The 14,125-nt window shown below is 71.3% G+C and carries 12 protein-coding genes; 4 read left to right on the top strand and 8 right to left on the bottom strand.

All coding sequences use genetic code 11. The features are described 5' to 3' along the window. Positions 1-155 precede the first annotated feature (155 nt). Together AOM02_RS12250 and AOM02_RS12245 are read left to right on the top strand one after the other, a co-directional pair. A complete protein-coding gene (locus AOM02_RS12250; protein ID WP_062299601.1) occupies positions 156-2,000 on the top strand; it encodes an ABC transporter ATP-binding protein in 1,845 nt (614 codons plus the stop codon). A 33-nt stretch (positions 2,001-2,033) separates the two neighbouring features. Further along, the gene (locus AOM02_RS12245; RefSeq protein ID WP_062299598.1) at positions 2,034-3,734 is read left to right on the top strand and encodes an alpha-glucosidase; all 1,701 of its coding nucleotides are present in this window, start codon (positions 2,034-2,036) and stop codon (positions 3,732-3,734) included. A gap of 156 nt (positions 3,735-3,890) precedes the next feature. On the opposite strand, the gene AOM02_RS12240 is transcribed toward AOM02_RS12245, so the two are convergent. Both AOM02_RS12240 and AOM02_RS12235 read right to left on the bottom strand, forming a co-directional pair. Then, complete coding sequence (locus tag AOM02_RS12240; protein WP_062299596.1) at positions 3,891-4,478, bottom strand: DUF3558 domain-containing protein; 588 nt, start codon at positions 4,476-4,478, stop codon at positions 3,891-3,893. Between the two features lie 142 nt (positions 4,479-4,620). Continuing rightward, a complete protein-coding gene (locus tag AOM02_RS12235) occupies positions 4,621-6,558 on the bottom strand; it encodes a M13 family metallopeptidase (RefSeq protein ID WP_062299594.1) in 1,938 nt (645 codons plus the stop codon). Positions 6,559-6,757: 199 nt separating this feature from the next. Between AOM02_RS12235 and AOM02_RS12230 the strand changes: the two genes are divergently transcribed. Next, positions 6,758-7,210, top strand: a complete 453-nt coding sequence (locus AOM02_RS12230) for a ribose-5-phosphate isomerase (protein ID WP_062299591.1) — start codon at positions 6,758-6,760, stop codon at positions 7,208-7,210. A 9-nt stretch (positions 7,211-7,219) separates the two neighbouring features. Here AOM02_RS12230 and AOM02_RS12225 read toward each other — a convergent pair whose 3' ends face one another. The 3 genes from AOM02_RS12225 to AOM02_RS12215 all read right to left on the bottom strand — a co-directional run bounded on the left by AOM02_RS12225 (position 7,220) and on the right by AOM02_RS12215 (position 10,448). Then, positions 7,220-8,479 carry a GNAT family N-acetyltransferase gene (locus AOM02_RS12225; protein WP_062299589.1) on the bottom strand — a complete coding sequence of 420 codons (1,260 nt, stop codon included), beginning with the start codon at positions 8,477-8,479 and terminating at the stop codon, positions 7,220-7,222. A 103-nt stretch (positions 8,480-8,582) separates the two neighbouring features. Further along, on the bottom strand, positions 8,583-9,851 hold the full coding sequence (locus tag AOM02_RS12220) for a GNAT family N-acetyltransferase (RefSeq protein ID WP_062299586.1): 1,269 nt from the start codon (positions 9,849-9,851) through the stop codon (positions 8,583-8,585). Between the two features lie 87 nt (positions 9,852-9,938). After that, positions 9,939-10,448 carry a CoA-binding protein gene (locus AOM02_RS12215; protein ID WP_062299582.1) on the bottom strand — a complete coding sequence of 170 codons (510 nt, stop codon included), beginning with the start codon at positions 10,446-10,448 and terminating at the stop codon, positions 9,939-9,941. Positions 10,449-10,613: 165 nt separating this feature from the next. Here AOM02_RS12215 and AOM02_RS12210 point away from each other — a divergent pair, with 165 nt between their 5' ends. Continuing rightward, positions 10,614-11,114 carry a Dps family protein gene (locus tag AOM02_RS12210; protein WP_062299580.1) on the top strand — a complete coding sequence of 167 codons (501 nt, stop codon included), beginning with the start codon at positions 10,614-10,616 and terminating at the stop codon, positions 11,112-11,114. A gap of 102 nt (positions 11,115-11,216) precedes the next feature. Here AOM02_RS12210 and AOM02_RS12205 read toward each other — a convergent pair whose 3' ends face one another. From AOM02_RS12205 to cysK, 3 genes are all read right to left on the bottom strand, one after another. Then, on the bottom strand, positions 11,217-12,149 hold the full coding sequence (locus AOM02_RS12205; RefSeq protein WP_062299577.1) for an aldo/keto reductase: 933 nt from the start codon (positions 12,147-12,149) through the stop codon (positions 11,217-11,219). An 88-nt stretch (positions 12,150-12,237) separates the two neighbouring features. After that, a complete protein-coding gene (gene cysE, locus AOM02_RS12200; protein ID WP_082099626.1) occupies positions 12,238-12,885 on the bottom strand; it encodes a serine O-acetyltransferase in 648 nt (215 codons plus the stop codon). 49 nt (positions 12,886-12,934) lie between these two features. Then, on the bottom strand, positions 12,935-13,870 hold the full coding sequence (gene cysK, locus AOM02_RS12195) for a cysteine synthase A (protein WP_062299574.1): 936 nt from the start codon (positions 13,868-13,870) through the stop codon (positions 12,935-12,937). Positions 13,871-14,125: the final 255 nt, after the last annotated feature.

Below are 14,125 nucleotides of genomic sequence, written 5' to 3'. Positions count from 1 at the left end.
GAGTCGGACCCCGGGGTGGGTCCGGAACGCCACGTTAGGGGCAAAACATCTCGGAACGCGCAATTGTCATCAAAGCCCTAGACTTCGGCGTCTGCCAGGGGACCTAGGCTGTCGACATGAGCCATCCCGCGCCCGCCGGCAGCCGCCGCGCCGCCATGGGCGGCATGCCCGGCCGCGGCATCGCGAGCCGCGACGAGGACGCCCAGCGCGCCCTCAACGCCGAGGCGCCCGACATCCCCGACCTGTGGCCGCGCGTCGTCGCGCTGTTCCGGCCCTACCGTGGCGCGCTCGTCACCACCGCGGTCCTCGTGGTCGCGGCCGCGGGCGCGACGGTGATCCCGCCGCTCATCGTCGAGCGCATCTTCGACAACGCGCTGTTCCCCGCCTCGGGCGACGTCCAGCTGGGCCTGCTCGCCGAGCTCGTCGGCGTGATGATCGCGATCTACCTCGTCGCGGCGGGCCTGCAGATCTGGCAGACGTATCTCACGTCGTCCGTGGGCAACCGCGTCACGGGAGACCTGCGGGAGCAGCTGTTCGCGCGCCTGCAGTCGATGGAGCTCGCGTTCTTCACGCGCACCAAGACGGGCGTGATCCAGTCGCGCCTGCAGAACGACGTGGGCGGCGTCTCCGGGGTGCTCACCACGTTCGTGTCGAGCATCGTCGGCAACACCGTCACCGTGCTGGCGAGCCTCGTCGCGATGGTGCTGCTCGACTGGCGGCTCACGATCCTCGCGGTGATCCTCATGCCCGCGCTCGTCGTGGTGCAGCGGCGCGTCGGCCGCGTGCGCGCCCGCATCGCCGGCCGCACGCAGGAGTCGCTCTCGGAGCTCACGGCCATCACCCAGGAGACCCTGTCGGTCAGCGGCATCATGCTGTCGAAGGTCTACAACCGGCAGCGCCTCGAGACCGACCGCTTCCGCAAGGAGAACGCGACCCAGATCCGCCTCCAGGTCCAGCAGGCCATGACCGGCCAGTGGTTCTTCGGGCTCGTGTCCGTGGTGATGTCGTCGGTCCCGGCGGTCATCTACCTCGCGGCGGGCGCGCTCATGGACCGCGGCTCCACCGCGGTCACGGCCGGCACCATCGTCGCCTTCACGGCGGTGCAGGCACGCCTGCTGTTCCCGCTCATGGCGCTCATGCGCGTCGCGCTCGAGGTGCAGACGTCGCGCGCGCTCTTCGCCCGCATCTTCGAGTACCTCGACCTCGAGCCCGCCATCCGCGACGCCGAGGACGCGGTCCCGGTCGAGGACGCGCCCGGTCCCATCGGCGCGGTCGAGTTCCGCGAGGTCGTCTTCCGCTACCCGGGCACGCGGGACGATGCGCCGCCCACCCTGGACGGCGTGTCCTTCCGGGTCGAGCCCGGCACCACGCACGCCTTCGTGGGGCCGTCGGGCGCGGGCAAGACCACCGTCGTATACCTGGCGGCGCGCCTGCACGAGGCGAGCGGCGGCGAGGTGCGCTTCGCGGGCGAGGACGTGCGCCGGCTGCGGCACGAGTCCGTCGTCGAGCACGTGGGCGTCGTGAGCCAGGAGACCTACCTCTTCCACGCCACCATCGCGGAGAACCTCCGCTACGCCCGGCCCGACGCGACCGACGCCGAGCTCGAGGACGCGTGCCGCCGGGCCGACATCCACGACGCGATCCTGGGCTTCGAGGACGGCTACGACACGATCGTGGGGGAGCGCGGCTACCGGCTGTCGGGCGGCGAGAAGCAGCGCGTCGCGATCGCGCGCGTGCTGCTCAAGGACCCGCCGGTGCTGCTGCTCGACGAGGCCACGAGCGCGCTCGACACCGTCTCCGAGCGCGTGGTGCAGGCCGCCCTCGACCGTGCGGCGGTGGGCCGCACGACCCTGGTGGTCGCGCATCGTCTCTCCACGATCAGGGGCGCGGACGTCATCCACGTCGTCGAGCGCGGCCGGATCGTCGAGTCCGGCTCGCACGCCGAGCTGGTCGCGGCGGAGGGGCTCTACGCCCGGCTCGCGGCCCAGCAGGCGGACTAGGGTGGATCGAGCGACGATGCGAGAGGAGCGCCCGTGAGCGACGACTGGTGGAAGTCCGCGGTGGTGTACCAGGTGTACCCCAGGAGCTTCCAGGACTCGGACGGCGACGGCATCGGCGACCTCAACGGGATCCGCTCGCGCCTCGACCACCTGGCGTGGCTCGGCGTCGACGTCATCTGGCTGTCGCCCATCTACGCGTCGCCGCAGGCCGACAACGGCTACGACATCGCCGACTACCAGGCCATCGACCCGACCTTCGGCGACCTTGAGGACTTCGACGCGCTGCTGACGGCGGCGCACGCCCGCGGGATGAAGATCGTCATGGACCTCGTGGTCAACCACACGTCGGACGAGCACCCCTGGTTCCTCGAGTCCCGCTCGTCGAAGCGCAGCCCCAAGCGCGACTGGTACTGGTGGCGACCGCCGCGCGAGGGCTTCGAGCCCGGCGCCACCGGCGCCGAGCCCACCAACTGGCGGGCGTTCTTCTCGGGCCCGTCGTGGGCCTTCGACGAGGAGTCGGGCGAGTACTACCTCCACCTGTTCCACCAGAAGCAGCCGGACCTCAACTGGGAGAACCCCGAGGTCCGCGAGGCCGTCTACGCGATGATGAACTGGTGGCTCGACCGCGGGGTCGACGGCTTCCGCATGGACGTCATCAACCTCATCTCGAAGACCCTGCCGCTGCGCGACGGCGAGCCGCTGCCGGGCGGGCTCGGCAACGGCTTCCCGCTCTACGCGTGCGGGCCCCGCAACCACGAGTTCCTCCAGGAGATGCACCGCGAGGTGTTCGCCGGGCGCGAGGGACGGTTCCTCACCGTGGGCGAGACGCCCGGAGCGACGGTGGACGATGCGGTGCTGTTCACCGACGCCGAGCGGGCCGAGGTCGACATGATCTTCCAGTTCGAGCACGTCGACGTCGACCACGGGCCGCTGGGCAAGTTCGACCCGCAGCCGCTCGACCTCGTGCGCCTCAAGTCGATCTTCGCGCGCTGGCAGCACGCGCTCGCGGAGCGGGGCTGGAACTCGCTGTACTGGGACAACCACGACCAGCCGCGCGTGGTGTCGCGCTTCGGCGACGACCGTGACCACTGGGCCGCGTCCGCGAAGGCGCTCGCGGCCGTGCTGCACCTCATGCGCGGCACGCCGTACATCTACCAGGGCGAGGAGATCGGCATGACGAACGCCGGCTTCACGTCCATCGACGAGTACCACGACGTCGAGTCGCTGGGCGCGTACGACGAGCTCCGCGAGCTCGACGTTCCCATCGAGCGGATCATGGACGGGCTCGCGGCGCAGAGCCGCGACAACGCGCGCACCCCCGTGCAGTGGGACGCCTCGCCGCACGCCGGCTTCACCACCGGCACGCCGTGGCTTCCGGTGACGCGCAACCACACGTGGCTCAACGCGGAGGCGCAGCGCGAGGACCCGGACTCGGTCGCATCGTTCTACCGCGCGCTCATCGCGCTCCGGCACTCCGAGGACGTGGTCGCGCACGGCTCGTTCGAGATGCTGCTTCACGAGGACCCGCAGGTGTTCGCGTACCGCCGCGTGCTCGACGGCACGGTGCTGACCGTGGTGGTGAACGTCTCGGGCGCGGACGCGACCGCGCGCGTGGACGTCGCGCACGGCGGGCTCATCCTGCACAACCTCGGCTCGGAGGCGACGCCCTACCCGGCCGGCGCGGGCGAGATCCCGCTCGGCCCGTGGGAGGCCCGGGTCTACCTGCACCGGTAGCGCGCATCGTGCCTGGTCGGCCGCGCCCCCTCACCGCAAGTCACACATCTGGCGATCGGTATCCGGCGGCCGAACGGGGATCCGCGTGTACCCGGCGTCAGATGTGTGACTTCTGGGGCTGCGGCGGGGCTGAAGTGGGGGCCGAGGTGCTGACGGCTAGAGGTTCCCCGCCACGACCTCGGCGATGTCGGCCGTGATGGCGGTGAGGTCGCCCTCGTCGCCGCTCATGTAGGACACCTCGACGAACACGTCGTCCACCTGCATGCCGAGGATCGTGCCCTCGCCGACGGCGTAGGCGTCGGTCGCGCCCGCCACGTCGACGTCGGCGGACGCCCCCATCCACTCCTCGGTGGACTCTCGCTGCGACGCCGCCAGGTCCGCTCCCGCCACCACGAGCACCTGCACGATGGGGAGGGGGCCGTCGATCGCGTTCCACACGCACGACGCCTGCGTCTCGGTGGCGATGTCCTCGGCGAGCACGCCGCCCCCGAAGCCGACGCCCGACGCCGCCTCGAGGTCCGCGGCCGACAGCAGGTCGCACGGGTCCGGCAAGCCTGTCGCTGCGGCGGCGTCCACCGTCGCGGGCTCGGTGGCGGAGGCGCTCGCGGCAGCATCGAGGGGACCGCACGTGGACGACGGCGTGATGCACTCCGGCTCCGGTTCGCGGTCCGTCCAGCAGCCGCCGACCCCCAGGGCGACCGCCAGCATCGTCGCGGCCAGGCCCGCCACGGTCCTCGCGCTCATCCCGAATCCCCTGTCCGCGCCGAGCTCCCCCCACCTGGTCTAGCACCGGGTGCCACCGGGCGCGCGGCGAGACCCCGCGCGGCCCGCACACAGGACGTCCCGGGCCCCTCGGGGGCCCGGGACGTCGCGGCTCAGAGAGCGATCACCAGATGGAGACGCGCTCCTCGGGGGCGAGCCACAGCTCGTCCTCGGCCGACACCTCGAACGCCTCGTACCAGGCGTCCATGTTGCGCACGATGCCGTTGACGCGGAACTCGCTGGGCGAGTGCGGGTCCGTGGCGAGACGCGTGACGAGCGCCTCGGAGCGGACCTTCATGCGCTCGGTCAGCGCGTAGCCGATGAAGAAGCGCTGCACCGCGGTGAGGCCGTCCACCTCGGGCGCCTCCGCGATCGGGTGGCCGAGAGCGATCTCGTAGGCCTTGAGCGAGATCTCGACGCCCGCGAGGTCGCCGATGTTCTCACCCACCGTGAGCGCGCCGTTGACGTGGTGCGAGCCGGCGAGCTGCGCGGGGGAGTAGCCGTTGTACTGCTCGATGAGGCGCTTGGCGCGCTCCATGAACGCGCTGCGGTCGTCCTCGGTCCACCAGTCCTCGAGCGCGCCGGTGCCCGAGTACTTCGAGCCCTGGTCGTCGAAGCCGTGGCCGATCTCGTGGCCGATCACCGAGCCGATGCCGCCGTAGTTGACCGCGTCGTCCGCGTCGGGGTGGAAGAACGGCGGCTGCAGGATCGCCGCGGGGAACACGATCTCGTTCGCGACGGGCAGGTAGTAGGCGTTGACCGTCTGCGGCGTCATGAGCCACTCGGAGCGGTCGACGGGCTTGCCGATCTTCGCCCACTCCCAGTCCTCCTCGAACGCGCTCGCGGCGCGCACGTTGCCCACGAGGTCGTCGGGCGACACCTCGAGGCCCGTGTAGTCGCGCCACTTGTCGGGGTAGCCGATCTTGGGCGTGAACTGGCGCAGCTTCTCGAGCGCCTTGTCCTTCGTCGCCGGCGTCATCCAGTCGAGGTCCTCGATCGAGACGCGGTACGCCTCGATGAGGTTCGCGACCAGCGCGTCCATCTGCTCCTTGTACGCCGGCGGGAAGTGGCGCGAGACGTACTCCTGGCCCACCAGTTCGCCCGCGACGCCCTCGACCAGGCTGACCGCGCGCTTCCACCGCTCGCGCTGCTCGGTCGCGCCCGACAGCACGGTGCCGTAGAAGTCGAAGTTCGCCTTGGAGAGGTCCTCGGTGAGGTACGCGGCGCGAGAGTTCACGATGCGCCAGCGCAGGTACGCCTTCCAGGTTTCGAGGTCCGTCTCGGCCCAGATCTTCGCGAAGGCCGTGAAGTACGACGGCTCGCCCACCACGAGGAGCGCGTGCGCGGCCTCCGGCATGCGGATCGCCTCCGCCCACACGGACCACTCGAAGCCGGGCGCGTCGGCGGCGAGGCCGTCGAGCGTGGTCGGGTTGTGCGTGAGCTCCGCCTCGCGGGTCTTCACCACATCCCAGTGCTCGCGCGCGATCGCGGTCTCGAGGCCCACCACGGTGGACGAGTCGAAGGCGAGACCCGTGAGGCCCGCCATGCGGTCGACGTGGGCGACGTACTTCTCGCGCGTCTCGGCGTGCGCGTCGTCGCGGTAGTACGCCTCGTCGGGCAGGCCGATGCCGGACTGGCCCAGGTAGACCACGTTGCGGTCGGGGTCGAGGCGGTCCGCGAAGACGTAGTAGCCGGCGGTGCCGGAGATGCCGTCGCGCTGCAGCTCGCCCATCGCGCGGGCGAGCTCCTCGTGCGTGGTCGCGGCCTCGACCTTCGCAAGGTCCGGCTCGAGCGGGCTCACGCCCAGCGAGTTGACACGGTCGACGTCCATGAACGACGCGTACAGCGCGCCGATCTGGCTCTCGCGGTCCGCCTCCTCGATGATCACCCGCACGTGCTTCTCGGCCTCGTCACGGAGCGTGTAGAACGAGCCGTCCGCCGACCGGTCGCCGGGGATCTCGTGCGTCGCCTCCCACGGCCCGGAGACGTACCGGAAGAAGTCGTCCTGCGCACGGACGGTCGGGGAGAACTCGGACTGGTCGATGCCGGAGTGGAGCGTCATGCCTCTCACCCTAGGGGTGGACGATGCGCGGGACGCGGCGGTTTCGCTCACGGCGAGGCCGCGGTCGGGTGATTGCCAATGACAGATGTGACCGGTGTGGCCCGAGGGACTCGTGCGTGGAGGCACAGCGCTCCTTCCCGCATCGTCCGTCACCACTGTCATTGGCAGCCCACGTCGCGCGCGCTGGCAGAATGGGCTCATGCGCATCCACATCGCCGCCGATCATGCAGGCTTCGAGCTCAAGCAGCACCTCGTCTCCCACCTCACCGGTGCCGGCCAGGAGGTCGTCGACCACGGCGCGTACGAGTACGACGCGCTCGACGACTACCCGCCGATGTGCATCGCCGCGGCCGAGGCCGTCGCCGCGAGCGACGGCGCCGACCTCGGCATCGTCATCGGCGGCTCGGGCAACGGCGAGCAGCTCGCCGCCAACCGCGTCACCGGCATCCGCGCCGCGCTGATCTGGTCGGTCGAGACCGCGAAGCTCGCGCGCCAGCACAACGACGCGCAGATCGGCTCGATCGGCGCCCGCATGCACTCGCTCGAGGAGGCCACCGCGATCGCGGACGCGTTCATCGCCGAGCCGTTCTCGGGCGACGAGCGCCACCAGCGCCGCATCGACCTCATGAAGGACTTCGAGGCGCAGCGCTAGGCGCCGCGCTCAGAAGTCCCAGTTCGCCAGCGGCGCGACGGGGGACAGCATCGCGATCGCGAGCTCGCGTGCCTGACCCGGCGTGTGCTCGCGCACCAGCCCGGCCCGCACCAGCGCCTCGAGCGAGGTGGCGCCTAGGTAGCACTGCGACAGGTGACGGATGTCCATGGTGAGGTCCGGCGCATCGTCCGTCCGCGTCACCTCGGCCTCGCCGCCCGCGACGCGCAGTCGCCACGTGCCGGTGTTGCCGGGGACGTGCTTGTCGGCGAGCTCGATCGCGACGTCGCAGTCGTGGAAGTACTCGCGCGCCGCGAGCGCGGTGGGCACGTCGAGCAGGCGCACCCACAGGTTGTCGATGACCTTCGAGCGGACCCCGCGGGGATCCTTGAGCTGGTGCAGCAGCGGGTCGTCGGTGGCGAGGTTCTCGGTCATCGTGGTCTCGACCAGGTCGAAGTCGGTCAGCGTCTCCCACAGGCGCTGCGCGGCGGCCGGCGTCAGGGCGCCGTGCTCGCGCACCTGGCACACGCCGTCGTGGATGCCCACGGACGAGCGGGCATGGCGGCGGAAGAACGCGTACGCGACCGGCTCGCCGGCGTCCTCGACGATCGCGAGGCGCCACCGCTCCATCCCGCGCCGGTTGCCCACGGGGTCCGTGAAGCGCGCGTTGCGGCCCGAGCCGACGGCGTTGATCACCGTGCCCGGGCGGTCGAGCCGGGCCTGCAGCCCCGCGACGAGCACGTCGTGCTCGTCGAACGAGGCGCGCTCGAGACGCACCGTGAGGTCGTCGGACCCGTCGATGTCCCACATCTTCGCGCCGCGCGGGATCTCCGCCTTCACCGTCTGCGAGCCCATCCCGTAGCCGAAGCGCGCGTAGATGGGCGCCTCCATCGCGTAGAGCACCGAGACCGCCTCGCCGCGCGCGAGCGAGCGCTCGAAGTGGTCGTGGATCATGCGCGTCATCAGCCCGCGGCGACGATGCGCGGGGTGCACGCCCAGCCACGACAGCCCCGCGGTGGGCACCCTGCGGCCGCCCGGCACCACCATCTCGGTGCCGAAGCTCGCGTGCACCGCGGCGACCTCGCCGGTGCGGCCGTGCCGCGCATCGGTCACCTCGAGCGCGCGGGCGCGCTCGACGGGGAGCGCGCCCACGTAGTCCTGCCGGTCCTCCCTCAGCCATTCGCCGACGAAGGCCCACTGGACCACGTCGAAGAACTCGTCGAGACGGTCCTCCGGGATGGAGATCGGTCGGTATCCCTCTGCCTTCTTCATCCCTCCACCGTGTCACGACGCGCGGCGGTCTCCCAATCCTGTGGGGTTGCTCACCCGCGGGAATGCGGCCTGGCAGAGGGGACGATGCGCGCCGCCGTGGCCGTCAGAAGAACAGGTTGCAGACCGGCGCGGAGGTGGACTCGAAGGCCGCGGCGAGCGCGTGCACGGCGCCCGGGGTGCGCTCCTCGATCAGCCCTGCCGAGGCGAGCGCGCCGAGGCTGACACCGCCCAGGTAGGCGGCCGACAGCTCCTGCACGCCGATCACGAGGTCCGGCTCCTGGCCGGGCGCGGCCTCGACGTGGCCCTCGCCGTCGCGCGACGTGACTCGCCACGGCCCCGCGTTGTCGTGGAACAGGGGGTCCGTGACCTCGATGACGGCGTCGACGGGGCACAGGTACTCGCGCGCGGTGAGCGCGGCGGGCACGTCGACGATGCGCAGCCAGATGTTGTCGTGGATGCGTGCGCGAGCGCTGCGCGGGTCCTTGAGCAGCCACAGCAGCGCGTCGTCGGTCGCGAGCGGGGACGCCTTGACCGTGCCGATGAGGTCGAGGTCGAGCAGCACGGACCAGAGGCGGTGCGTGGCGGCGGCGCCGTCGGCGCCGAACGACCACGTGTGCAGCGTGCCGCCGGGGATCGCGTCGTCGTCCCACTTGCCCTCCCGCCGGAACAGGGCGTAGGCCACGGGGGTGCCGTCGGGCTCCTCGACCAGCAGGATCCGCATGCGCTCGCTGTCGCGCCGGTGCGCGCCGGGGTCGGCGAAGCGCGCGCGCAGCGCATCGGCGTGATCGAGCGTGGGCGTGCCGGGGCGCTCCATGCGCCGCTGGATGCGGGCGAGCGCCGCGCCGTGGCGCTCGAGGCTCGCGTCCTCGATCCGCACGCGCAGCTCGGCCGCGCCCGGGATCTCACGAAGCCCCGCGCCGCGGGGGAGCCGCACGTCGATCTGGCGCGCCGCCAGCCCGTAGCCGAAGCGCTGGTAGATCTCCGTCTCGGCGGCGTAGAGCGCGGACGCGACCTCGCCGCGGGCGCGCGCATCGGCGAGATGGTCGCCCATCATCGCGCGCAGCAGGCCGCGCCGACGGTGGCCGGGGTGGACGCCCACCCAGGTCAGCCCCGCGACGGGCACGAGCGAGCCGCCGGGCACCCGCAGCCGGAAGGTGTAGGAGGCCGCGACGCCCGCGAGCCGGCCGACCTCGCCGTGCGCGGGGTCCTGGATCTCCATCGCGCGGGTCCGCGAGAACGGGATCTCGGAGGCGTACGCGTCCAGGTCCTCGGCGCGCATCTCGCCCGTGAAGGCCCACGTGTTGACGTCGAGCATCTCGCTCGCGCGATCAGGGGCGAGCGAGATCAGGCGATACCCGGGCGTGACGGACATATCGCCATGGTGGCATCGGGGACGATGCGCGGCCCGGCACGTGCGCGGCGCGTCGTCGCGTGGATGTCGCGGGCCGGGACGCCCGGTTCAGAGCGCGCGGAAGGACTCGATGCGATCCGCGAGGCGGCGGTACTCGACCTTGATGCAGCGGTTCTGGACCGCGACCATGCCGGCACCGCGCGCGGTGGCCATGGCGTCAGGGTGCGTGATGCCGAGCTGGAGCCACAGCGCCTTGGCGTGGACGTCCACGGCCGAGGCGGCGATCGCGGGGGTGAACTCCGCGCGACGGAAGACGTCGACGAGGTCGACGGCGACGGGCAGCTCGGCGAGCGAGTCGTAGAAGCCGTGCCCGCGGATCTCCTCGCCGTTCGCCGCGGGATTCACGAGGTACAGCTCGTACGGGGTGTTCTCCATGAGCCACACGGCGATCTGGTAGCTCGTGCGGGACGGGTTGGGGGAGCAGCCCACGACCGCGACGCGCTGGGTGCGCGCGAGCGCGAGGGCGAGCTCGTCGTCGCCCGGCGCGTCGGCGAGGACGGGGGCGGGGCAGTGCTCGGCGGACGCCTTGCGGTGGTGGTCGAGACGCATGTGCTCCATGCCCCCGGAACGTATCAGGGCGGGGTCTCATTCCGTCAGGTGCGGAGGTCACGGGTGGCCGTGCGGGCGGCGGGCGGGGCGGGAATGACCGAGCGCCGAGTCCGGTTGGCCTCAGAGGACGGCGCCGTGATCCTGCGGTGCCGCAGACCGGATAGAGGAGGACCCATGGCTGCCACGACGCCCGTGAAGACGACCGAGTCGACCCCGAGGATCGGGATCAAGGCGGAGGACCTCAAGGCGATCAACGCGGGGCTCGCGCAGGTCCTGTCGGACACGTTCACGCTCTATGTGAAGACCCACGGCTACCACTGGAACGTCACCGGCCCGCACTTCCGCTCGCTGCACCTGATGTTCGAGGAGCAGTACCAGGAGCTGTGGGAGGCGGCCGACGTGCTGGCCGAGCGCATGCGCGCGCTCGGCTCCGGCGCTCCCGGCTCGTTCGCAGAGTTCCTCGAGCACGCCTCGATCACCGACAACGAGCGCACCACGGACGCGATGACGATGGTGGAGAACCTCGCGCGCGACCACGAGACGCTCGCGCGCCTCGTCCGCCCGCTCGTGGAGGTCGCGGAGGACGCCGGCGACGGGGCCACCGCGGACCTGTTCAACGCGCGCCTCGCGGTGCACGAGCAGGCGGCGTGGATGCTGCGGTCGTTCGCCGCGTAACCCGCGCATCGTCCGCGGGGAGGTCCCCGAACGCCGCCCCGCACCGCACGAAGGCCCCCTCTCCCTGACTGGGAGAGGGGGCCTTCGCATGCGGCCCGCGGGTCAGGGCACCGTGTGGCCCGCGGCGCGGAACATCTCGTACCACTCGGAGCGCGCGAGGTGCACGTCGGCGCCCTTGGCCGCCGCCTCGACGCGCGACGGGGTGGTGGTGCCCAGCACCACCTGCATCTGCGCCGGGTGGCGCGTGAGCCATGCGACGGCGATCGCCTCGGCCGGCACCTCGTACTTCCACGCGAGGCGGTCGATGACCTTGTTGAGCTCCTCGTAGTGCGGGTTGCCCAGGAACGGGCCGGTGAAGAAGCGCGACTGGAACGGCGACCACGCCTGGAGCGTGATGTCGTTGAGGCGGCAGTAGTCGACGATCCCGTTGTCGCGGTCGATCGACTGGTCGAGGTCGCCCATGTTCATCGCGATGCCGCTCGCGATCGACGGTGCGTGGGTCACGGACAGCTGGATCTGGTTGGCGACGAGCGGCTGGCGCACGCTGCGCTTGAGCAGCTCGATCTGGCCCGGCGTGTGGTTGGAGACGCCGAAGTGGCGCACCTTCCCGGCCGCGTGCAGCTCGTCGAAGGCGCGCGCGACCTCGTCGGGCTCGACGAGCGCGTCGGGGCGGTGCAGCAGCAGGATGTCGAGGTAGTCCGTGGCGAGCGCCTCGAGCGAGCCGTGCACGGACTCGATGATGTGCTCGTACGAGAAGTCGAAGTACGGGCCGGGCTGACGGATGCCGCACTTCGTCTGGATCGTGAGCGCCTCGCGCTGCGACGGCGTGAGCTGGAGGGCCTCCGCGAAGCGGCGCTCGCAGCCGTGGTACGGCGGGCCGTAGAGGTCCGCGTGGTCGACGAAGTCGATGCCCGCGTCGAGGGCGGTCTGCACGAGGGTGCGGACCTCCTCATCGGACTTCTCGACGATGCGCATGAGGCCGAGCACGACGGCGGGGGCCGTGATCTCGGTTCCGGGCAGGGTGAACGTCTTCATCGACTGGTCTCCTTCGAGGTGGGATGACTCCAGTCTAGGGACGCGGAGAGGCCCCCCGCCCACGGGCGAGGGGCCTCTCCGGGACCCGCTAGATGTAGTACATCGCCGGCTCGCGGATGGGCTCCGGGGGAGCGTCCGGGTCCGGGTGGCGGTGCGAGTCGCCCGAGTCCACGGCCGAGGCGGCGGTCGACGCCTCCGTGGGTCCGGGGTGGTTGCGGATGACGGCGGGGATGCCCACCGCGGTCGCGCCGTCCGGCACGTCCTTGACCACCACCGCGTTGGCGCCGATGCGGGCGTCCGGTCCCACCCGCAGCGGGCCGAGGACCTTCGCGCCCGCGCCGATGACGACGCGGTCGCCGATCGTGGGGTGGCGCTTGCCCGGGCTCATCGTGGTGCCGCCCAGGTTGATGCCGTTGAACATCAGCACGTCGTCGCCCACGACGGCGGTCTCGCCGATGACGACGCCCATGCCGTGGTCGATGAACACGCGCCGTCCCAGCTGCGCGCCGGGGTGGATCTCGATGCCGGTGGCACGGCGCGCGTACTGGGAGACGAGACGTGCGTACGAGCGCATGTTCCGCTTCCACAGCCAGTGCGCCAGCCGGTGGTACCAGACGGCGTGGACGCCCTGGTAGGAGCCCGCGATGACCCACCACGCCGGTGCGGCGGGGTCGCGCTGCCTCGCGGTGCGGATGTCCTCGAGCGCTCGGGCGAGCGCTCCGATCTCGGCTGCCATCTGGATACCTCCGGGTGGGGACTGCTGGGTGGTGCGTGGAGGGCGGGGATCAGTCCATGAGGTCCGAGTAGAGGACCGAGGACAGGTAGCGCTCACCGAACGACGGGATGATCGCGACGATGGTCTTGCCGGCGTTCTCCGGGCGCTTCGCGACCTCGATGGCGGCGTGGATGGCCGCACCCGAGGAGATGCCCACGAGCAGGCCCTCCTTGCGGGCGGCCGCACGGGCCGTCGCGACCGCCGTCTCGGCGTCGACGTCGAAGATCTCGTCGTAGATCTCGGTGTTGAGGATCTCGGGCACGAAGTTCGCGCCGATGCCCTGGATCTTGTGCGGGCCGGGCTGGCCGCCGTTGAGGATGGGCGACTCGGCCGGCTCGACACCGATGATCTGGACGCTCGGCTTGCGCTCCTTGAGCACCTCGCCGACGCCGGTGATGGTGCCGCCGGTGCCGATGCCCGCGATGACGATGTCGACCTCGCCGTCGGTGTCGGCCCAGATCTCCTCCGCCGTGGTGCGGCGGTGGATCGCGGGGTTCGCCTCGTTCGCGAACTGGCGGGCGAGGATCGAGCCGGGACGCTCCTCGGCGATCTTGTTGGCGGCCTCGACCGCACCGCGCATGCCCTCCGGGCCCGGCGTGAGGACCAGCTCCGCGCCGAAGGCCCGCAGCAGCGCGCGGCGCTCCTTCGACATCGTCTCCGGCATGGTGAGGACCACGTTGTAGCCGCGGGCCGCGCCGACCATGGCGAGCGCGATGCCGGTGTTGCCCGACGTCGCCTCGATGATCGTGCCGCCCTCCTTGAGCGAGCCGTCCGCCTCGGCGGCGTCGACGATGGCGACGCCCAGGCGGTCCTTGACGGAGTTCGCGGGGTTGTAGAACTCGAGCTTGCCGAGCACCGTCGCGTCGACTCCCTCGGTCAGCTGGTTGATCTTGACGAGGGGGGTGTTGCCGATGAGGGCGGTGACGTCCTCGTAGATGCGTGCCATGGGCTTCTTTCCTCTTTTCCCTTGAGAGGTGGGTGTTCCGGGGTGCACAACGCAGGAGCATCAGGATCGATGCCCGGGGCGAGCGCTGGGTGCGGACGAGGCTCGGCCGGTGGCCGGGCGAGGCGCTTCCAGCGCTCTACAGACAGCAGCAGCCGCAGCAGCGGCCACAGGTGTCATCGAGAGCGCACGCGAGGAGGGCAGAGCCAAGTGCGGTGACCGCACGGCGCTCGATGCTCATCTCCCCGACCTTTCGTG

This window comes from Demequina maris (assembly GCF_000971155.1).
GTDB lineage: Bacteria > Actinomycetota > Actinomycetes > Actinomycetales > Demequinaceae > Demequina > Demequina maris.
The sequence above is the reverse complement of the archived record's forward strand: the minus strand, read 5'-3'. Positions and strand labels throughout refer to the sequence as shown.